The sequence below is a fragment of the Streptomyces sp. Xyl84 genome, assembly GCF_059731885.1.
Genome location: NZ_AP029182.1, coordinates 6,830,898 through 6,850,350, shown reverse-complemented (window position 1 = coordinate 6,850,350; position 19,453 = coordinate 6,830,898). Strand labels below are relative to the sequence as shown.

Below are 19,453 nucleotides of genomic sequence, written 5' to 3'. Positions count from 1 at the left end.
CACCGAACGGTCGTTACACGGACGCCTCGGCCGGCCGCCGGCGGACCTGGCCCGGAAGGTCAGTCGGAGTCCGACTCGTACTCCGACAAGGAATCCGCGGGGTCGTGGTGGAAGTCCCCCTGTGCCATTTCGCCCTTGATCACCCCGTCGGCGAGTTCGGCACCGATCGCGCGTGCCCTGGCGCTCATCTCCGCGACCACGGCGGGCTCCCTCTGCATCCATTCGGGCATGCCCCAGTTGGGGAAGAACTGCCCGTGGGCCCCGGCGGCGACCACCCTGTAACCGAGTGGCTCGCCGATGTGCTTGTTGACCGCCTCGAACGCCCACTCGCAGGCGAGGCAGGCCAGTTTGACGCCGCCCATGTGCACCGTCTGGGGCGCGTTCGGGTCCCCCGGGTTCCTCTTCCAGGCGGCGACCTGCTCACCCAGGAGCGTCATCTCCCCGTGCTGGGCGGGCTTCTTGTCCTTCCTGCCGACCGCGAACCAGGTGAGGGGCTTGTGCAACGCCTCCCGGATAGCGGACAGTTCGAGCGACTCGGTGTGGACCTCTTCGTACGAGCCGGAGTCCAGGGCACGGAGTTTGCTGCGGTCCTGCCGCTCCCGCTGCCGCTCCCCCGAGCTCGAGCCCCAGCCGTGGTGACCGGCCCTGGGCGCGCTGCCCTCGGCGAACTTCCTGACCTCGGCGTCGATCTTCTGGCGCTGCTCTTCGGTGACCAGCCGCTTGCCGGTGTTGCCCGCGATGCCCAGGGTGCCGTCGGGCAGCAGGTTGACGGCCAGGTGAGGAGTGAACTTGCCCTTGGCCTTCGGCTGGGTGGCGATGATCACGCGCTCGGCGGTACGGGCGACACGGTCCAGCATCCGCAGGGCGACGTCCCGGTCGGACTCGGCGGTCTCCTCCGTCTGGTGGAACGTGGGGGCCCTCTGGACGGCCGGAGCGGCCTGAGCCTGCTGCTCCCGGCCCGGGGCGCCGGCCTCGTGCGCCTGCTCCCTCGGGGCCGTGGGGAGCGCGGTGGCCAGGGCGCGGTGGGCGTTGGCCTCCGCCTCGCGTTCGAAGCGGTCACTGGGGTCGCTGACCCGCAGGCCGTCGCCGCGGTCGGTGCCGGCGACCGGTCCGCTGCGCTGCTGCACGACATGTGTCAGCTCGTGCGCGAGGGTGTGCCGGTCGGCGCCGCCCTCGCCGACGACCACGTGACTGCCCGAGGTGTACGCGCGGGCACCGATCTCGGCGGCCGAACGCCGGGCGGCCTGGTCGGTGTGCATGCGCACGTCCGAGAAGTCCGCGCCGAGCCGAGCCTCCATCTCCGCCCGCAGCACCGGCTCCAGGGGGGCGCCGGGTGTGCGCAGCACGTCGTGCACGGCGGAGCGCTGCACCGGTGCCGTATCCGCCTCCGCCGTTCCGTGCCCGCAGCCCGGGCCGTGGCTGTGGCGCTCGACGTCGAGCATCCGCGCCACGGCCGTGTTGCCCGCAGTGCGTTGGAGGTCGAGGAGGGAGGCCGCCGTCGGGGTGACGGGAACCGGCGGGCGGTTCCTCGCGGGCTTGGCCCCCGTGTCCCGTTCCGAGTTCTCCTGCGGGCGCGCGCGCATGACGGTCAGTCCACTCCTCCGGTAGCTCTCCCTCCATGGGACGGGGGAACAGGCGCCGGGGGCAAGGAACTTTCGGGCAAGGCAGGGGGCAGGATGTCACACGCGGGGTACGGCGACCGGCGGGCGGCGCCGCCTCCGAGCGGGCTCCGCCGGTGGCCGGCGGGCCCGTACGGCCGGACGGCGGTCGCGCTGAACCGGCCTGCCCGAGCGTCGGCGGGCGCGGGCGCGGCAGACGCCTTCGGGGGGGAGGGACATGACGTCGAACCGCCGTCGCAGCCTCAGTCGCGGACGATCGCCAGCCCCCGGAGGGCGGGCGCCCCGCGACGGCGGCACCGCCGTCGAGACCCGGGGGCGCGCCGACCGGAAGGGGCCCGCCGCAGGAGCGGGCTCGGGCCGGGCCGGCCGCGGCAGGGCCCGGCCCGCGCGGCCGGCGGAGAGCGGAAGGCCCGGCGCCGCGCAGAGGCGGTGCCGGGCCTTCCGTCCGAACAGCGGGCGTCCGCTGCCAGGGTCTTCCGTCCGGATCACGCCGGGCTCGCCCGATCCGGACAACCCGCCTAGTCCGTACCGGACTCCATCGCGGCCCGGTCCAGCATCGCGTCGTCGGAGCCCTCGCCGCGGGAGGCGATGGCCTCGGCGCCGCCCTCCGGCATGCTGCCGATCAGGCCGGTGGCGGCGGCCTGCGCGGCACCGACGGCGGGCGTGCCGGCGCCGATGAGGCCGATCGCGGCGTACTGCTCCAGCTTGGCGCGGGAGTCGGCGATGTCCAGGTTGCGCATGGTGAGCTGGCCGATCCGGTCGACCGGACCGAAGGCCGAGTCCTCGGTGCGCTCCATGGACAGCTTGTCCGGGTGGTAGCTGAAGGCGGGACCGGTGGTGTCGAGGATGGAGTAGTCCTCGCCGCGCCGCAGCCGCAGGGTCACCTCGCCGGTGACGGCCGCGCCGACCCAGCGCTGGAGCGACTCGCGGACCATCAGGGCCTGCGGGTCGAGCCAGCGGCCCTCGTACATCAGGCGGCCCAGGCGCCGTCCCTCGATGTGGTACTGGGCGAGGGTGTCCTCGTTGTGGATGGCGTTGACCAGACGCTCGTACGCGGCGTGCAGCAGCGCCATGCCGGGGGCCTCGTAAATGCCGCGGCTCTTGGCCTCGATGATGCGGTTCTCGATCTGGTCCGACATGCCCATGCCGTGCCGGCCGCCGATGGCGTTGGCCTCCATCACGAGGTCGACGGCGGAGGCGAACTCCTTGCCGTTGATCGTGACCGGGCGGCCCTGCTCGAAGCCGATCGTCACGTCCTCGGCGGCGATCTCGACCTCGGGGTCCCAGAACCGTACGCCCATGATGGGCTCCACGGTCTCCACGCCGGTGTCCAGGTGCTCCAGCGTCTTGGCCTCGTGGGTGGCGCCCCAGATGTTGGCGTCGGTGGAGTACGCCTTCTCCGTGCTGTCGCGGTAGGGGAGGTCGTGGGCGAGCAGCCACTCCGACATCTCCTTGCGGCCGCCCAGCTCGGTCACGAAGTCCGCGTCCAGCCAGGGCTTGTAGATCCGCAGCTGCGGGTTGGCGAGCAGGCCGTAGCGGTAGAACCGCTCGATGTCGTTGCCCTTGAAGGTCGACCCGTCGCCCCAGATCTGGACGTCGTCCTCCAGCATCGCCCGGACCAGCAGCGTGCCGGTGACGGCGCGGCCGAGCGGCGTGGTGTTGAAGTAGGAGCGGCCGCCGGAGCGGATGTGGAACGCCCCGCAGGTGAGCGCGGCCAGGCCCTCCTCGACCAGCGCGGCACGGCAGTCGACCAGGCGCGCGATCTCGGCGCCGTAGGTCTTGGCACGGCCGGGCACCGAGGCGATGTCGGGCTCGTCGTACTGGCCGATGTCGGCGGTGTACGTGCACGGGATGGCGCCCTTGTCGCGCATCCACGCGACCGCGACGGAGGTGTCGAGGCCGCCCGAGAAGGCGATGCCGACACGCTCGCCGGCCGGAAGGGAGGTGAGGACCTTAGACATAGGAAGAGTATGCACCCTCACGCATGACCATGCAAAGCGCTTCGTGTCGGCGGGGTCCTCCGAGGCCGGACACGGGAGCGCGGCGCGCCGCGGGCGAGGCCGCGGGCAGGGGTTCGGCCGTGGTGATCGCCATGGCGTCGAGCGCCGGACGCTCCCCCTGCGTGGCATCGTCGGCGTACACGCCGAGGCCGTCCACGGTGACGAGGACGTGCAGCACCACCCCGAGCGGGCCCCAACCCGGAAGCCTCCGGTACGGACAGCTCGATGACGTCCGTGAGGGGGGAGCGCGTCAGGGACTCCTGCGCGGCCACCGCCGTGCGCAGCCCGGGACGGAACCGGCCGAAACGGCGGGCGTCGAGCCACAGGAGACGGGGTCGCGGCACTCGCCGCCAGTGAGGCGCACGAGGAAGCGGGCCGGCCGCTCGACGGGCGGCAGCCCCTCTCGTCGCGGGGCAGGCGCGGGGCGCGTTCCTCGGCCAGGGCGCAGGAGAAGTCCTCGCTCTCCAGGTGGTCCATGGCCGGGAAGGCGTGGCCGACGAGCCCGGGGCGGACGCCCAGCTCGCCGTGGGCGCGTCGCAGGGGGACGCGTTCGAGCGTCTCCTGGAGCGGATTCAGGGTGGCGGTCCGCACGGTCTCCGCGCCGCTCGCCGCGCCGCTCGGCGGGCCGCTCGGCGGGCCGCTCGCCGGGCCGCTCGCCGGGCCGCTCGCCGGGCCGCTCGCCGCGCCGCTCGCCGGGCCGCTTCCGGGTCCTCGCCGTCCGAGGTCTTGACGTCACGGAGGACTCGTTATTGGATGTGCGACCAATAACTGGTTGGTCACGCGCCCAATAAGGAGCGCGGTCCGCGGACCCGAGAGGCCCCGATGACGACGACGAACCCCACCTCCGCCCCCGGCCCCCTGGAGGGACAGGGCACCGAGCGTGCCGGGCACATGGAGACACGGGGCATCGACCAGGTGCCCTCGGACGAGCGTGGCGGGCGGCCACGCCAGTTGTTCGCGGTCTGGGCGGCCCCGAACGTCAGCTATCTGAGCTTCGTGGTGGGCGCCACCCTGATCCTGATGGGGCTCACGCTCCCGCAGGCCTTCGGCGTGATCCTCACCGGGAACCTGCTGTGGATCTGTACCGGCATCGTCGCGGCGAGCGGGCCGGCGGCCGGCACGAGCGGGTCGGTCATCTCGCGCGCCCTGTACGGCGTCCTGGGAAACAAGGCCGTACTCGTGCTGACCGGGTGGCTCATCGCCGCGGCCTACCTGGCCCTGAACTGGTCGGCCGCCTCGGTGGCGGGCATCGGCCTGGCGGGCCGGGCCGGGCTGCCGGACAGCTCTTCCATCGACGCGGCCGTCATCTGCCTCATCGCCGGCGGCACCCTGATGATCGCCATCTTCGGACACGCGACGATCGTCCGCCTCTACACCGCGCTCAGCGTGGTGCTGACCGTCGTCTTCGTCGTCGTCACCGGGTACGTGCTCGCCCACGCCGACTGGTCCTACGCCCCTTCCGCCCCGCTCGGCGGCACCGCGCTCGCCGCCGCCCTGGGCGCCGGTCTCACGATCATCGCGTCCACGCCCCTGTCGTACAGCAACAGCCCCGACCTCGCCCGCTACCTGCCGCCCGACAGCAGCCCGGTGGCCATCGCCGGGTGGACCGCCTTCGGCGCCTACCTGCCGAGCGTGGTGTTCACCGGCGTCGGGGCGCTCGCCGCGACCAGCCTCGACATGAGCGACCCGGAGGGCGCGCTGGAGAGCATCCTGCCGGGCTGGTTCATCCCCGTCTTCGTCGTCGCGGTCGTCGTCAACACCATGACGAACAACGGCATGACGGCCTACAGCGCGAGCCTGTCCATCCAGTCGGTCGGTGTCCGCCTCGCCCGGATCCCCGCTGTCCTGATCATCGGCGTCCTCGGCACCGCCATGACGCTGTACGCGATCCTCGTCTTCGACTTCCTGACCAGCGTCAACACCATGCTCCAGCTCGTGGTGACGGTGACCGGCCCGGCGATGGCGGTGGCCGTGACGGACCTCGTCATGCGCCGCAACCGCTACAACGGCGCCCAGCTGCTCGAGGAGGAGCGCGGCGGCCCGTTCTGGTACCGGCGCGGCGTCCACTGGGCCGGCGTCCTCGCGCTCCTCGTCGGCGGCGTCGTGTCCGCGCTGTGGGTGAACACCACCTTCTGGACCGGTCCGCTGGCCGAGGCCCTGGCAGACGTGGACCTGTCGATCCCGTCCGGCATGATCACCGCTGCCGCCGTGTACTGGGGCACGGCCCGCGCTCTGGGGAGCATCCCGCGCGCCTGACCGGCGCCTCACCTTCTCAGGGGGCCTCCCGTGCACCGCGGCACGGCGCCGCCCGGACAGTCGCGGCCACCGCGCACCCGCACCCCCACCCGCGCCTCGAAAGGCAGAACGCTCGTGAACACGACGCCGATCCCCCGCCCCGCGCACCGCCGCCACGTCGAGGCGGTCGCCGCCGACCCGTACGAGCGGGGCACCGTCCGCGGCGGGCAGCTGCGCGCCACCCTTCCCGCCGCGATCGAGGTGTACGACCGCCTCTTCGCCCTCGGCGGCGTCACCGAGGCCGCCGTACGCGCCGACGCGGAGCGCGCCTTGGAGGCGATCGGGGCCTTCCGGCCGGCGGCGCACGCCGAGATCGAGGGCGTCGCCCGGGGGGCCGGGGTCGAGCCGTGGCGGGTCGCCGCGCTCAACGCGCGCACCGAGATCCTGGCCCGCAGCACCTCGGTGCCGCCCGGCGAGTGCACCACGCTCGTGCGCCGCGTCGCGGGGCGGGCGGGCACGGCACCGCGTACGTTCGGTGCGCAGACCTGGGACTGGCACGTCGAACTGAGCGAGCTGTGGCACACGGTGGAGGTGCGCGGCGGCCGACACGGCGTCGTCGGGCTCACCGAGGACGGCATCCTCGGCAAGATCGGTGTCAACAGCGCCGGCCTCGCGCTGCACTTCAACATCCTCGGGCACGTCCGCGACGGCGTCGGCGGTGTCCCGGTGCACGTGCTCGCGGCGGTCGTCCTGGAGGAGGCGGGCAGTGTCGCGGAGGCCGTCGAGATCGTGCGCGGCGCGCCGGTCGCGTCGTCGGGGTCGTTCGCGCTCTTCGACGAGGCGGACGCCGTCCTGCTCGACCTGAGCCCCGTCGGCGTGTTCGCCGTGGAACCCGAGGACGGCACGTTCCTGCGCACCAACCACTTCCTCACGCCACGGCCCGCCGCCGGTGAGAAGACGTGGCTCTACCAGCCTGACTCGGGCGAGCGCCGCGACTTCGTCCGCGCACGTCTCGCCCGCCGGGGGGCGCCGGCCACGCCCGGCGACCTCACCGGTCTCCTGGTCACGGGTGACGGCGAGCCGCCGGTGACCTGCCTGCCCGACCTGGACAAGCCGCTGGGGCAGCGCTGGGCGAGCCTCGCGACGGTCGTCCTGGAACCGGCGGCACGCACCGCCCGGATACTCGACGGCACACCCGCCGACATCGGCTCGCGCGACTGGCGGGTGCTCGTGGCGGGCTGATCCACCGCGAGGGGGCGGTGGGCGGCGGTGCGGGAGCCCCACGGGACCGGCGGGGTGGGCCCCCAGCGATCCGCGGCTCCGGCCGGGCGCCGGATGACGCCGTGACAGCCTTGTGACGGGCACTTATGGCCTGCGTCACAGCCTGCGGCTGCCCGGCCTGATCGACTGGCCGCATGCGCCGCGCCTTCCTCTCCCTTCCCGCTGCTCTCACCGGTGTGCTGCTGCTCGGGGCGTGCGCCCCCCTGGGAGCCGGGGCGCCGGATTCCGGGCCGGCCCGGCGGCAGGGGGCCGCCTGCCGCGACGCCGACGCCCCCTCCGGCGCCCCGGCGTCGCCCGCGGAGTCCACCGGTGCCGAGGGGAACGGCGTCAGGGCCGTCGTGGTGGACGGCTGTCCCGCCTTCGAGGTCACCAACGAGGCGGCGCAGTCCTTCACTTACACGATCACCTACCAGGTGCTGACGACCGGCGGGGTGGCGCGGGCGGGCGCGGAGAAGGCCGTGGCGACCGTCCGCCCCGGCGGCACCGTGCGACGTACCGTCGACCCGGGCGCGTCGGCCGCCGGGTCGGGCGGAAGTACCCGCCTGAAGATCATCAAGGTCCGCAGCGTTCCCGCCGCCGAGGCGCCGTCCGAGACGGGGCCCTGCCCGTCGTCGGGGGTGCGCGTGTACGCCGACGACGGGGACGCCGCCATGGGGCTGCGGGTGGTCGGGCTGCACCTGGTGAACTGCGGCACGCGCGCCTACCGCCTCGGCGGTTATCCGGCGGTGCGGCTCCTGGACGAGCGGCACTCGGCGGTCGACGGTGTGCGGGTCCTGCACGGCGGCGCGTCGATCGCCACCGGGACCGGGGCCGACGCCGCGCCCCGTCCCTTGGCGCTGGAGCCGGGCGAGAGCGCGCGCGCCGTCCTGGTCTGGCGCAACACCACCGGCCTGGGGAGCGAGCCCGTCGACGCGCCCTACGTGCGGGTGGTGGCGAAGCCCGGTGCCGCCGCGGTGACGGTGACGCCCGAACTGGACCTCGGCACCACGGGGAAGCTGGGCGTCGGCGCCTGGCAGAAGGACGAGACGTCCCCCGGCCCGAGGTGAGGACAGGAGGCGCCCGGCTCGCGGCGCACCGTCCGCCGCCACCCTCCGTCTCCGCCCACCGGGGCGAGCGGCCCGCACGTACCCGCGCACGCCCGGAGTGAAGCCCGCTCCCCCGCACTCCGCCTGCCGCGGCGAGGCCGTGTCCCCGCGCCTCCCGACGGGTGCGCCCCCCCGCGTGCGGCCGCCGACGCGAGGCGGCGCTCCGGGCGTGGCACAGGGGGCAGGTGAGGCAGTGGCGGGGCGCGTGACGCGGTGATCGCGCGCCGCCCCGCACCGAGTCCGTGTTTGCGCATCTCCGGCGCGAGCGCGCCCTCTTCACGCCGTACCGGCGGCCCCTCCCGCCTGTTTGGCTGGTTCCTGCGCACGGCCGTCCCGTTGACCGCCCCGTTCACCACCGGCCCCCGCGCACACCTCTCGTCACCTTACGGAGGGAATGTGTCAGTACCGGACAGCGTCACCGGTCCCGCCACCGGGGAAGCCCCGACCGATCCACCCGCGGACAGCGCGCTCACCAGTCTCGGCACGCGCGCCGCACGCCAGCTGGCGACCACCACCAAGACCGAACCCCAGATGCAGGCCATCACGTCCCGGTGGCTGCTGAGAATGCTGCCGTGGGTGGACGTCGAGGGCGGCACGTACCGGGTCAACCGCCGCCTGCACCTGCGGGTGGGCCGCGGCCGTGTCCAGTTCGACCACAACGGCGCGGACGACGTCCGGGTGATCCCCCGGACCCTCACGGAACTCCCCGCCCTGCGGGGTTACGCCGACCACGACGTCCTGGAGGAGATCGCCGGGCGTTTCCGGGTGCGGGAGGTCAGGGCGGGGCAGGTGCTGTTCGAGGCGGGCCGGCCCGTCACGGAGGCGTACCTCGTCGTGCACGGCCGCTTCACCCGCTTCGCCGCCGGCGACTACGGCGAGGAGCAGATCATCGGTGTCGTCACCGACGGCGACCAGATGGGGGACGAGGCGCTCGGCCGGTCCGATCCGCGCTGGCCGGTCTCCGTACGGGCGGAGACGGCGGGCGTGCTGCTGGCGTTGCCCTGGGACGAGTTGCGGCAGGTCATGGACCGGGAGCCGTCCCTCGCCGCGCACCTGGCCGCGTACACGGAGCGCCGGCGGCTGCCGGTGAACCGCAAGGGCGAGGCGGAGATGCCGGTGCAGGCCGGCCACACCGGAGAACCCACGCTCACGGGCGGTTTCGTCGACTACGACCTCGCGCCGCGCGAGTACGAGCTGTCCCTGACGCAGACCGTGCTGCGGGTGCACAGCCGGGTCGCCGACCTCTACAACGATCCGATGGACCAGACCCGTCAGCAGCTCCGGCTCACCGTGGAGGAGATCCGTGAGCGCCAGGAGTGGGAGCTGGTCAACAACCGGGAGTTCGGGCTGCTGCACAACGCCGACTACGGGCAGCGCATCAGCACGTTCACCGGCCCGCCGACCCCGGACGACATGGACGAGCTGCTCTCCATGCGCCGCAGGACCCGGATGTTCATCGCCCACCCCAAGGCGATCGCCGCGTTCTTCCGGCAGTGCAACAGGCGGGGTCTGGTGCCGGGTTCGGCGGACGTGGACGGCCACCAGGTGCCCGCCTGGCGCGGGGTGCCGATCTTCCCGTGCGGCAAGATCCCGATCAGCCCCACGCACACCACCAGCATCCTCGCGCTGCGCACGGGCGAGGCCGACCAGGGAGTCGTGGGGCTCTACCAGACCGGCATCCCCGAGGAGTTCCAGCCCGGCCTGAACGTCCGGTTCATGGGCATCGGCAAGGCCGCCATCGTCAACTACCTCGTCACCGCCTACTACTCGCTGGCCGTGCTCGTGCCCGACGCGGCCGGAGTCCTGGAGAACGTCGAGATCGGCAGGACCGCCGACTGACCGGGTGGAGCACATCATCATGAGCACGTCCGCGCGCGCCGCCGCCTTCCCGCTGCCCGGCCCGCCCAACCCCGCCCGCGCCCTGCGGTCCCGTGCGACGGGCGCCGTCCCCGGGCTCAGACACCGTCCCGCCGCGCCCGCCGACCCGGAGAAGGCCGCGGAGATCGACCGCAGGCTGGAGGCCTGGGCCCGCGGGCTGGATCTGTTCCCGCCGCGGTGGACGGGTGATTTCGCCCAGTTCCAGTTCGGCCGGGCCGTGACCCTGCAGCATCCCGGAGCGGCCGATCTGGAGCGGCTCACCGCCGCCGGGAAGCTGCTGCTGGCCGAGAACATCGTCGACAGCTGCTACTGCGAGGAGGACGAGGGCAGGGGCGGGGCGCGGCGCGGTCTCGGCGGCCGGCTGGTCATCGCCCAGTCCGCCCTCGACCCCTTCCACGGCACACCCGCGCTGGAGGAGGAGTGGCGCCACGGGGTGCAGGCCGACGGGCCGCTGCGCTCCTACCACTGGGCCCTGAAGGACTACGCGGCCTTCGCCACCCCCAGCCAGAGCGACCGGCTCGTGCACGACATCGCCCGGCTGCACCTGGGCTACCTCGCCGAGGCCTCCTGGGCCGAGACACGCCACCGGCCGCGGGTCTGGGAGTACCTGGTCATGCGGCAGTTCAACAACTTCCGGCCCTGCCTGTCCGTCGTCGACGCCGTCGACGGCTACGAACTGCCCGAAGCGGTCTACGCCCGCCCCGAGATCCAGCGGATCACGGCCCTCGCCTGCAACGCCACGACCATCGTCAACGACCTGTACTCCTTCACCAAGGAGCTGGCGAGCGATCCCGAGCACCTGAACCTGCCGCAGGTGGTCGCCGCCAACGACCGGTGCGGTCTGAAGGCCGCGTACCTGAGAAGCGTCGACATCCACAACGAGGTCATGGACGCGTTCGAGCGCGAGTCCGCCGCGGTGTCGGCCCTCTCGCCCCTGGTGGAACGGTACGCCCGGGGCCTGTCCGACTGGGTGTCAGGAAACCACGAGTGGCACGCCACCAACAGCCACCGCTACCACCTGCCCGACTACTGGTGAGCCGTACCGCGCTGTCCGGCCGCCCACCGCACCAGAGCAAGGAGCCACGTTGACCACCGCTCACTCCCGCATCACCTCCGCCGCATTGCCCGCCCAGTCCCGCTACCAGAGCCGCGTCGCGGACTACTGGAACGCCGAGGAGAACCCGGTCAACCTCGAACTCGGCAGGATCGACGACCTCTACCACCACCACTACGGCGTCGGCGAGGCCGACCGGACGGTACTGGAGGAACCGGACCCCGAGCGGCGCCGGGAGCGGATCACCGGCGAACTGCACCGCCTGGAGCACGCGCAGGCCGAACTCCTCGCCTCACACCTCGGCGACCTCTCCCCCACCGACCGGGTCTTCGACGCCGGTTGCGGGCGCGGCGGCGGCAGCGTGGTGGCGCACCTGCGGTACGGCTGCCACGCCGACGGCGTGACGCTCTCCGCCAAGCAGGCCGACTTCGCCAACGCGCAGGCCCGCAAGCGCGGCATCGACGGCAAGGTGCGCTACCACCACCGCAACATGCTCGACACGGGGCTCACCTCCGGTGCGTACGCGGCGTCCTGGAACAACGAGTCGACCATGTACGTGGAGCTGGACCTGCTGTTCGCCGAGCACGCACGGCTGCTGCGCCGGGGCGGACGCTATGTGGTGATCACCGGCTGCTACAACGACGCCTACGGGCGCGCCTCGCGTGAGGTGTCCCTCATCAACGCGCACTACATCTGCGACATCCACCCCCGCTCGGAGTACTTCCGCGCCATGGCCCGCAACCGGCTGGTGCCCGTGCACGTCGAGGACCTCACCCGGGCGGCGCTGCCGTACTGGGAGTTGCGCAGCGAGGCGGAGCACCTCGCCACCGGCATCGAGGAGACCTTCCTGAACGCCTACCGCAACGGCAGTTTCCAGTACCTGCTCATCGCGGCCGACCGGGTGTGAGGTGACGTCCGCGGCGGCGGTGGCGCTGCCGGCGCCACCGCCGCCGTCCCGCGCGGCGCGCAGCTCGGACCGCCCGCGACGCCCTTCCACGCTTTGGTCGATTTTTCATCCGGAAAAGACCAAGGGCATGCCAAGGGTTTGAATTCGAGGCCAAGGAATTCATATCCCGGGGTCGCCGCTCGACCCTGTTCACCAGCCAGGATGCCGTTGGGTGACCGTTTCGTCACATGACGCTGGTGAGCTTTCTCCGTCACGTCCAGGCGTAGCCTTCAACAAGTTGTTGATCACGCATCATCTCGCCGTGCATCAGCTGTCGTTGGTGCCTTGAGGTGTTCCCGGACGAGGAGAAGGCATGCCTGCAGAAGGGCGGGTGGTACGGCCGAGAGGCTGGGTTCCCGCCGATCTGGGACGGATGCACCTGCGTGGCATCGCACAGGTCGCCCTCAGCGCGAGTCCGTGGACCGGACTGCTGTTCGCCGTCGCACTGTTCGCGGGAAGCTGGCGGGTCGGCGTGTACGGCGTGCTCGGCGCGGCGGCGTCCACCGGGGCCGCGGCCGTCCTCGGGGCCGACCGGGACGGTCTGTCCAAAGGCCTGGAGGGGTACTGCGGTTGCCTGACCGCCATCGCCGTCGTCGTCCGGCTCGGTGCCTCGTGGCGGACCGCGGTGCTGGCCGTGCTGGCCGCCGCGGTGTGCGCGGTGACCGGCGCTGCGGCCTCCCGGCTGCTGGGCCGCATCGGCCTCCCCGCCCTGACGGCCCCCTTCTGCCTGGTCGCCGGGGTGCTGGCGATCGCCCTGCCGGCCGGTCCGGCCGCCGCCGCGCCGCCGGTCACCGCGGACGGCTTCACCACCCTGTCGGCGGCGCAGCTCGGCCGGGCCTTCTGCGACGGCATCGCCCAGGTCTTCCTCCTGGACAAGTGGTACGCGGGCCTGATCCTGCTCGCGGGCCTCCTCGTCGCCTCCCGCACCGCCGCCCTCGCGGCGGCCGGCGGCAGCGCCGTCGCGATCCTGACGGCCTGTGCCATGGGCCTGCCCGCCGACCGGATCAGCGCGGGACTCTACGGCTACAACGCGGTGCTGGTCGCCATCGCGCTGGGCGCCACCTTCCTGGCCCCCACCGCCTGGACCGCCGGGTACGCCACGCTCGCCGCAGTGGCCTCGGTCCCCTTCACCGCCGCCTGGCAGGCCTTCGCGCAGCCGTCCGGCGGATCCCCCTTCACCTGGCCGTTCGTCGTGACGACCTGGCTCTTCCTGGCGGCCGTTCCAGCCCTGGACCGGCCCGGCATCTCGTTCGAGAAAGCGAAGTGACGCCATGAACCTCGCACCCCGCGAAATCGACAAACTCCACGTCTACGTGGTGGCGGACCTGGCTCGCCGCCGCCGGGCGCGGGGCACCAAGCTCAACTGCTCGGAGGCGGCCGCACTGATCACGGAGGCGGTCCTGGAGGCCGCACGTGACGGCCACACCGTCGCCGAGTGCATGGAGCTGGGCCGCAAGGTGGTCACCGCCGACGACGTCATGCCCGGGGTGCGCGAGATGCTCACCGTCCTGCAGGTCGAGACGGCCTTCGTGGACGGGACGAAGCTGGTCACCTGCCACGACCCCATCAGCGCCTGACCCCCGCCTGATCCACCGCCTGGAACTAGGAGACAACGATGTCGGGTGGAGCCCACTACCTCTACGGGGACGATCCCGTGGAGATCAACGCCGGCAGGGCGACGGTCGCGCTGACCGTCGCCAACACCGGAGACCGGGCCGTGCAGATCGGCTCCCACTACCACTTCTTCGAGGTCAACCGCGCGCTGCTGTTCGACCGCGAGGCGGCGTACGGCATGCACCTGGACATCCCGTCCGGCACCGCCGTGCGCTTCGAGCCCGGTGACACCCGCGAGGTGGAACTGGTCGCCTTCGGCGGGACGCGGCGCCTCGTCGGCTTCGCCGGACTCGTCAACGGCGGCCTGAACACCGACGACACCCGGCGCGCGGCGCTGCGCCGGGCCGGGGAGCTGGGCTTCGCCACCACCTCGGCCACCGCCGAAGCCACCACCGCCGCCGACGGCGACGCCGACACCGAGAACGAGGGGGCCGACCGCTGATGGCGATCATCCCGCGCAAGCAGTACACGGACCTGTTCGGCCCCACCGTGGGCGACCGGTTCCACCTCGCCGACACCAACCTGGTGGTGGAGGTCGAGTACGACCACAACGCCGGCTCCTACGGCGACGAGGCCGTCTACGGCGGCGGCAAGGCCATCCGCGACGGCATGGCCCAGGACCCCGCGGCGCTGAACCGCGAGGGCGCGCTGGACCTGGTCATCACCAACGTGGTGGTCCTCGACCCGGTGCTGGGTGTCGTCAAGGGCGACATCGGCGTCCGCGACGGTCTGATCGTCGGCGTCGGCAAGGCCGGCAACCCGCACGCGCAGAACGGTGTCGACCCCAAGCTGGTCATCGGTCCGGGCACCGAGGTGATCTCCGGCGAGCACCTGATCGCCACCGCCGGCGGCGTCGACACGCACATCCACTTCATCTCGCCGCAGCAGGCCCAGGAGGGCCTGTCCAACGGCATCACCACGTTCTTCGGCGGCGGCACCGGCCCCACCGACGGCAGCAACGGCACCACCTGCACCCCCGGCCCGTGGAACATCCACCGCATGCTGGAGGCGGTCGAGGACCTGCCGGTCAACGTGGGTCTGCTCGGCAAGGGCAACGGCAGCCTGCCCGAGGCGCTGCGCGAGCAGGTCGAGGCGGGCGTGGCCGGTCTGAAGGTGCACGAGGACTGGGGCGCCACCCCAGCCACCATCGACAACGCGCTGAGCGTCGCCGACGAGTACGACGTGCAGATGGCCATCCACACCGACACCCTCAACGAGGGCGGTTTCTTCGAGGACACGCTGTCCGCGATCGATGGCCGGACCATCCACACCTTCCACACCGAGGGCGCGGGCGGCGGGCACGCCCCCGACATCATGCGGGTCGCGGGCGAGCCGAACGTGCTGCCCTCCTCCACCAACCCGACGCTGCCGTACACCATCAACTCGGTGGACGAGCTGCTGGACATGGTGATGGTCTGCCACCACCTGTCCCGCGACATCCCCGAGGACGTGTCGTTCGCCGACAGCCGGGTGCGCGCGGAGACCATCGCGGCCGAGACGGTGATGCACGACCTCGGCGTGATCAGCATCTTCTCCTCCGACTCCCAGGCCATGGGCCGGGTGGGCGAGTCCTTCTCCCGTGCCTTCCAGACCGCGCACCACTGCAAGGAGATGCGGGGCGCGCTGGCCGAGGACAGCTCCCGCAACGACAACGCGCGTGTCCTGCGGTACCTGGCCAAGCTCACCATCAACCCGGCGATCGCGGTGGGCGCCTCCGACGTGATCGGCTCGCTGGAGCCCGGCAAGCTCGCCGACATCGTGCTCTGGCCGATCAACTCCTTCGCCGCCAAACCCAAGCTGATCATCAAGGGCGGCATGGTGAACTGGGCGCTGATGGGCGACCCCAACGCCTCCCTGCCGACGCCCCAGCCGGTCTACTACCGGCCGATGTTCGGCAGCATGGGCCGGGCCCGGCAGCGTACCTCGGTCACCTTCATGTCCCAGGCGTCCATCGCCGCCGGCGTCCCCGGCGACCTGGGTCTCGGGCGGCGCGTCGAGCCGGTGCGGCGCTGCCGCACCGTCGGCAAGCAGCACATGGTCCGCAACGACGCGCTGCCGCGCATCGAGGTCGACCCGGAGACGTACAAGGTCACCGTGGACGGTGAGCCCGCCACCATCGAGCCGGCCGAGCGCCTTCCGCTCAACCAGCTCTTCTACATCGTCTGACCCCCCACGACGGTCCGCAGGGCACCCCGCGTGCCCTGCGGATCCCACGGCCGGCCCCGGCGGACGGCCGTCCGGCAGGAACGGAAACCCGGCGTGAACGACCCGATGCCGATCCCGGCGCTGCTGACCGGGCTCCAGCTCACCGACTCGGCCTTCCCCAGCGGCTACTACACCCTCTCCCACGGCCTGGAGGGCTTCCAGCAGGCCCGTACGGTCACCCCCCGCACTCTGCCCGCCCTCCTGACCGACCTGCTCCGCCACAGCGCGGGACCGGCCGACGCCACCGCCCTCGCCCTCACCCACCGCGCGGTCGGCGCGGACGACTGGGACGAGGTGGTGGCCGTGGAGCGGCGGCTGCACGCCACCAAGCTGGGCCGTGAGGCGCGGCAGGCCGCCGTGCGCACCGGGCGGCAGCTGCTCGACCTGGCGGGCGAGGTCTACGGCACGGCGCCGATCGAGCGGTACCGGACGCTGTACCGGGACGGCGCGGTGCGCGGCTGCCAGCCGGTCGTCGCCGGCGTCGTCCACGCCGGCAACGGCCTCACCGTACGGCAGGCCGTCACCTGCGAGCTGTTCGCCTTCGCGGCCAGCTTCGTCGGCGCCGCCCTGCGGCTGCGGCTCACCGACCACCGGCGGGCCCAGGTCGTCCTGCACGGAGCCGCCCCGGTCATCGAGGAGACCGTGGAGGCGGCGCTGCACCGGGAAGTGGCCGACCTCGGCGGATGCGTCCCGGTGGCCGACGTCATGGCGGGCCGCCACGAACGCGCCGAGGCCCGGCTGTTCGCCAGCTGAGGCACGACCCCACCCGCCACCGAAACACCACTTCCGACAAGGAGCACGGATCACCATGCACGACCCCACCCAGGTCAAGGGCTCCCACCACCACGACCACGACGACTTCGTCCGGCGCCCCGAGGACGGCGTGCTCCGGGTCGGTGTCGCCGGGCCGGTCGGTTCGGGCAAGACGGCGCTGATCGAGGCGCTCGTCCCGGTGCTCATCGAACGCGGCCGCACCCCCGCCGTGATCACCAACGACATCTACACCTCCGAGGACGCCGCGCATGTGCGGCGGACCCTGGACGGGATCCTCGCCGCCGACCGGATCGTCGGTGTGGAGACCGGTGCCTGCCCGCACACCGCGGTCCGGGACGACCCGACGATGAACCAGGCGGCGGCCGACGAGATCCTGGAGCGCTTCCCCGAGGTGGACACGCTGCTCTTCGAGAGCGGCGGCGACAACCTGACGCTCACCTTCAGCCCGGCCCTGGTCGACCTGTTCCTGTTCGTCCTGGACACCGCCGAGGGCGACAAGATGCCCCGCAAGCGCGGCCCGGGCATCACCGAGTGCGAACTGCTCGTCATCAACAAGGTCGACATCGCCCAGTACGTGCGCTGCGACCTGGCCCGGATGGAGTCGGACGCCCACGACGTCCGGGAGGGCCGGCCGGTGGTGCTCACCAACTCCCTCACCGGTCAGGGCCTGGACACCATCGCCGACTTCGTGCTGGCCCACGAGGCGGCCCGGCCGGCCGGCGCTCCGGCGGCGTCCGCATGACGAAGGCGCCCGCGCGGCTGGACCCCGCACACTACGAACCCCGGCGGGTTCCGGCCCGGATGCTCGGCCTGACCGGCCCCGCGGACACCCTGGCCGCCGGGCGCCCCGGCAAGGTCGGCCTGCTCGAACTGCGCTACGCCCGCGTCGGCGAGCGCACCGAACTCGTCCACCGCTACCAGAAGTCGCCGCTGCAGATCATGCGACCGCTGTACGTGGACCCCCTCCGGCCGGACATGCCGTTCACCTACCTGATGTCCACCGGCGGCGGCGTCGTCCAGGCCGACCGCAACCGCATCGACATCGACTGCGGTCCGGGCACCGCCGTCCACCTCACGACACAGGCGGCCACGAAGCTGCACCGGGTGGAGTTCGACCACGCCACGCAGGTCGTCCACCTCACCGCCGGAGCCGGCAGCTACGTCGAGTACCTGCCCGACCCGCTGATCCCCTACCGGGACGCCCGCTTCTACCAGCAGACCCGGGTGAGTGCCGACCCGACGGCCACCGTGCTGCTGGGTGAGACGATCGCCGCGGGCCGGCTGGCCCGCGGTGAACGGCACGCCTACCGCATGCTGTTCAGCGACCTGGAGATCACGCGGCCCGACGGTGACCTGCTGGTGCTGGACACCGTACGCCTGGATCCGCAGGAGCCCGGCTCGGTCACCGGCCCGGCCGTCTTCGGCGGCCACGACCTGATGGCCACGCTGTTCGTGCTCACGCCGCTCGCCGCCGCCGGTGAGGTCGCCGACACCCTGCACGAGGCGTTGCGCACCGCGGGCCAGGCCTTCGGGGTGAGCGTGCTGCCCGACGACTGCGGCGCCTGGGTGCGGATCATGGGCAGCGACCCGCCCGCGGTGGCCCGTGCCCTGCGCGCCGCCTGGGACGCGGTGCGCCGTCTGCTCATCGGCGTTCCCGCACCCGACCTGCGCAAGACCTGACGCGACCGCGCCGCGCCGGCCGGTCCGCGGACCGTCCCGGCGGCACGCGCGGCCCCGGACCCCTTGCGGATGCGGGACGGTCCCGGGCGGTGGAGCCTGGGGATCATGAAGCGCGAGAACGGCCGCGGTGGCACGGGGCAGGAGGCCGAGGCGGCCCTCGACGACCTCTACACCGTGCCGCCGGCCGGCTTCGTCGCCCGCCGGGAGGAGCTGGCGGGCGCGGCCAGGGCCGACGGGCGTGCCGAGGACGCCCGCCGCATCCATGCCGCCCGGCGCCCCACCCTGGCGGCCTGGGCGGCCAACCTGCTGCTGCGCTCCCGCCCGGCGGAGAGCGAACGGTTCCTCGAGCTGGGCCGGGCGCTGCGCGAGGCGTACCGCACCCTGGACGCCGACGGGCTGCGCGAGTTGTCCGCTCGGCGTCAGCGTGTCGTCGCCGCACTGTCCGGGCAGGGGGCGCAGCTCGCCCAGGACGCGGGGCATCCGCTGTCCGGCGCGGTGCGCCAGGAGCTGGAGTCCACCCTGCGCGCCGTGCTCAGCGACCCGGACGCCGCCGGCCTGTGGGCCGCCGGCCGGCTGCACAGCGCGCTCACCCCGCCCTCCGCGTTCCCCGGCGACTCCGGCCCGGCGGCGGGGGCCGCCCCGGCGGCGCGCCGTCCGGCCGCCGCGGGCGCTCCGGCCCGGTCCCGGGCGAAGGACGAACTGGACGAGCGGCGCCGGAAGCGGCAGACGCGGCTCGCGGCGGCCAGGAAGGCGGCCGAGAAGGCCGGGGAGCGGCTGCGCGCCCTGCGGGAGGAGCACGCCGAGGCCGACGCGCGGGCGCGGCGGGCGGGCGACCGGTGCGACCAGGCCGGTGAGCGGGTGTCCGCCGCCGAGGAGGAGGTGCGCCGGGCCGGTGAGGAGCTGCGGCGGGCCCGTGAGGGACTGCGGCGCGCCGAACGGGAGCGGGAGGAGGCCGAGGGGCGGCTGCGGACCGCCGCCGACGCCCTCGCCGGGGCCGAGCGGGAGGCCCGCCGGGCCGGGCGGGAGACGGACCGGGCCGGGCGGGAGACGGACCGGCCGGCGGCGGGCCGCCGCTAGGCCCT

At 73.2% G+C, this 19,453-nt stretch carries 16 protein-coding genes; 14 read left to right on the top strand and 2 right to left on the bottom strand.

Going from position 1 to position 19,453, the window contains the following annotated elements:
- Positions 1-59: 59 nt before the first annotated feature.
- Together AC6I72_RS29835 and argG are read right to left on the bottom strand one after the other, a co-directional pair.
- On the bottom strand, positions 60-1,583 hold the full coding sequence (locus AC6I72_RS29835; RefSeq protein WP_498004236.1) for an eCIS core domain-containing protein: 1,524 nt from the start codon (positions 1,581-1,583) through the stop codon (positions 60-62).
- A gap of 554 nt (positions 1,584-2,137) precedes the next feature.
- The gene (argG, locus tag AC6I72_RS29830; RefSeq protein ID WP_037852504.1) at positions 2,138-3,580 is read right to left on the bottom strand and encodes an argininosuccinate synthase; all 1,443 of its coding nucleotides are present in this window, start codon (positions 3,578-3,580) and stop codon (positions 2,138-2,140) included.
- Positions 3,581-4,441: 861 nt separating this feature from the next.
- On the opposite strand from argG, the gene AC6I72_RS29825 reads away from it, so the two are divergent.
- The 14 genes from AC6I72_RS29825 (at position 4,442) to AC6I72_RS29760 (ending at position 19,448) form a co-directional block, all read left to right on the top strand.
- Positions 4,442-5,875 carry a purine-cytosine permease family protein gene (locus tag AC6I72_RS29825; protein WP_498004235.1) on the top strand — a complete coding sequence of 478 codons (1,434 nt, stop codon included), beginning with the start codon at positions 4,442-4,444 and terminating at the stop codon, positions 5,873-5,875.
- Positions 5,876-5,989: 114 nt separating this feature from the next.
- Positions 5,990-7,096 (top strand): C45 family autoproteolytic acyltransferase/hydrolase, encoded by a 1,107-nt coding sequence (locus tag AC6I72_RS29820; protein WP_498004234.1) that lies wholly within the window; start codon positions 5,990-5,992, stop codon positions 7,094-7,096.
- Positions 7,097-7,269: 173 nt separating this feature from the next.
- The gene (locus tag AC6I72_RS29815; RefSeq protein ID WP_498004233.1) at positions 7,270-8,181 is read left to right on the top strand and encodes a DUF4232 domain-containing protein; all 912 of its coding nucleotides are present in this window, start codon (positions 7,270-7,272) and stop codon (positions 8,179-8,181) included.
- Positions 8,182-8,616: 435 nt separating this feature from the next.
- Entirely contained in the window at positions 8,617-10,059 is a 1,443-nt protein-coding gene (locus AC6I72_RS29810) for a family 2B encapsulin nanocompartment shell protein (protein ID WP_498004232.1), read from the top strand.
- 19 nt (positions 10,060-10,078) lie between these two features.
- Entirely contained in the window at positions 10,079-11,134 is a 1,056-nt protein-coding gene (locus AC6I72_RS29805; RefSeq protein ID WP_498004231.1) for a family 2 encapsulin nanocompartment cargo protein terpene cyclase, read from the top strand.
- A gap of 49 nt (positions 11,135-11,183) precedes the next feature.
- Positions 11,184-12,059 carry a geranyl diphosphate 2-C-methyltransferase gene (locus AC6I72_RS29800; protein ID WP_498004230.1) on the top strand — a complete coding sequence of 292 codons (876 nt, stop codon included), beginning with the start codon at positions 11,184-11,186 and terminating at the stop codon, positions 12,057-12,059.
- 352 nt (positions 12,060-12,411) lie between these two features.
- Entirely contained in the window at positions 12,412-13,365 is a 954-nt protein-coding gene (locus AC6I72_RS29795) for an urea transporter (RefSeq protein WP_498004229.1), read from the top strand.
- Between the two features lie 4 nt (positions 13,366-13,369).
- Positions 13,370-13,675, top strand: a complete 306-nt coding sequence (locus AC6I72_RS29790) for an urease subunit gamma (protein WP_366727346.1) — start codon at positions 13,370-13,372, stop codon at positions 13,673-13,675.
- A 38-nt stretch (positions 13,676-13,713) separates the two neighbouring features.
- Positions 13,714-14,154: an urease subunit beta gene (locus AC6I72_RS29785; RefSeq protein ID WP_498004228.1), complete on the top strand. Its 441-nt coding sequence runs from the start codon at positions 13,714-13,716 to the stop codon at positions 14,152-14,154.
- Positions 14,154-15,878, top strand: a complete 1,725-nt coding sequence (ureC, locus tag AC6I72_RS29780; RefSeq protein WP_498004227.1) for an urease subunit alpha — start codon at positions 14,154-14,156, stop codon at positions 15,876-15,878. Before AC6I72_RS29785 ends, ureC begins: the two co-directional genes overlap by 1 nt.
- A 105-nt stretch (positions 15,879-15,983) precedes the next feature.
- A complete protein-coding gene (locus tag AC6I72_RS29775; RefSeq protein WP_498004855.1) occupies positions 15,984-16,670 on the top strand; it encodes an urease accessory protein UreF in 687 nt (228 codons plus the stop codon).
- 55 nt (positions 16,671-16,725) lie between these two features.
- Complete coding sequence (gene ureG / locus AC6I72_RS29770; protein WP_498004226.1) at positions 16,726-17,433, top strand: urease accessory protein UreG; 708 nt, start codon at positions 16,726-16,728, stop codon at positions 17,431-17,433.
- Positions 17,430-18,371, top strand: a complete 942-nt coding sequence (locus tag AC6I72_RS29765; RefSeq protein WP_498004225.1) for an urease accessory protein UreD — start codon at positions 17,430-17,432, stop codon at positions 18,369-18,371. Before ureG ends, AC6I72_RS29765 begins: the two co-directional genes overlap by 4 nt.
- Positions 18,372-18,476: 105 nt before the next feature.
- A complete protein-coding gene (locus tag AC6I72_RS29760; protein ID WP_498004224.1) occupies positions 18,477-19,448 on the top strand; it encodes a hypothetical protein in 972 nt (323 codons plus the stop codon).
- Positions 19,449-19,453: the final 5 nt, after the last annotated feature.

Bases quoted from the DNA above. Each gene is read 5' to 3' on its own strand.
- AC6I72_RS29805 (WP_498004231.1), top strand. From the start codon at position 10,079: ATGAGCACGTCCGCGCGCGCCGCCGCCTTCCCGCTGCCCGGCCCGCCC.
- AC6I72_RS29835 (WP_498004236.1), bottom strand. From the start codon at position 1,583: ATGCGCGCGCGCCCGCAGGAGAACTCGGAACGGGACACGGGGGCCAAG.
- argG (WP_037852504.1), bottom strand. From the start codon at position 3,580: ATGTCTAAGGTCCTCACCTCCCTTCCGGCCGGCGAGCGTGTCGGCATC.
- AC6I72_RS29785 (WP_498004228.1), top strand. From the start codon at position 13,714: ATGTCGGGTGGAGCCCACTACCTCTACGGGGACGATCCCGTGGAGATC.
- ureG (WP_498004226.1), top strand. From the start codon at position 16,726: ATGCACGACCCCACCCAGGTCAAGGGCTCCCACCACCACGACCACGAC.
- AC6I72_RS29815 (WP_498004233.1), top strand. From the start codon at position 7,270: ATGCGCCGCGCCTTCCTCTCCCTTCCCGCTGCTCTCACCGGTGTGCTG.
- AC6I72_RS29825 (WP_498004235.1), top strand. From the start codon at position 4,442: ATGACGACGACGAACCCCACCTCCGCCCCCGGCCCCCTGGAGGGACAG.
- AC6I72_RS29790 (WP_366727346.1), top strand. From the start codon at position 13,370: ATGAACCTCGCACCCCGCGAAATCGACAAACTCCACGTCTACGTGGTG.
- AC6I72_RS29765 (WP_498004225.1), top strand. From the start codon at position 17,430: ATGACGAAGGCGCCCGCGCGGCTGGACCCCGCACACTACGAACCCCGG.
- ureC (WP_498004227.1), top strand. From the start codon at position 14,154: ATGGCGATCATCCCGCGCAAGCAGTACACGGACCTGTTCGGCCCCACC.
- AC6I72_RS29775 (WP_498004855.1), top strand. From the start codon at position 15,984: ATGCCGATCCCGGCGCTGCTGACCGGGCTCCAGCTCACCGACTCGGCC.
- AC6I72_RS29760 (WP_498004224.1), top strand. From the start codon at position 18,477: ATGAAGCGCGAGAACGGCCGCGGTGGCACGGGGCAGGAGGCCGAGGCG.
- AC6I72_RS29795 (WP_498004229.1), top strand. From the start codon at position 12,412: ATGCCTGCAGAAGGGCGGGTGGTACGGCCGAGAGGCTGGGTTCCCGCC.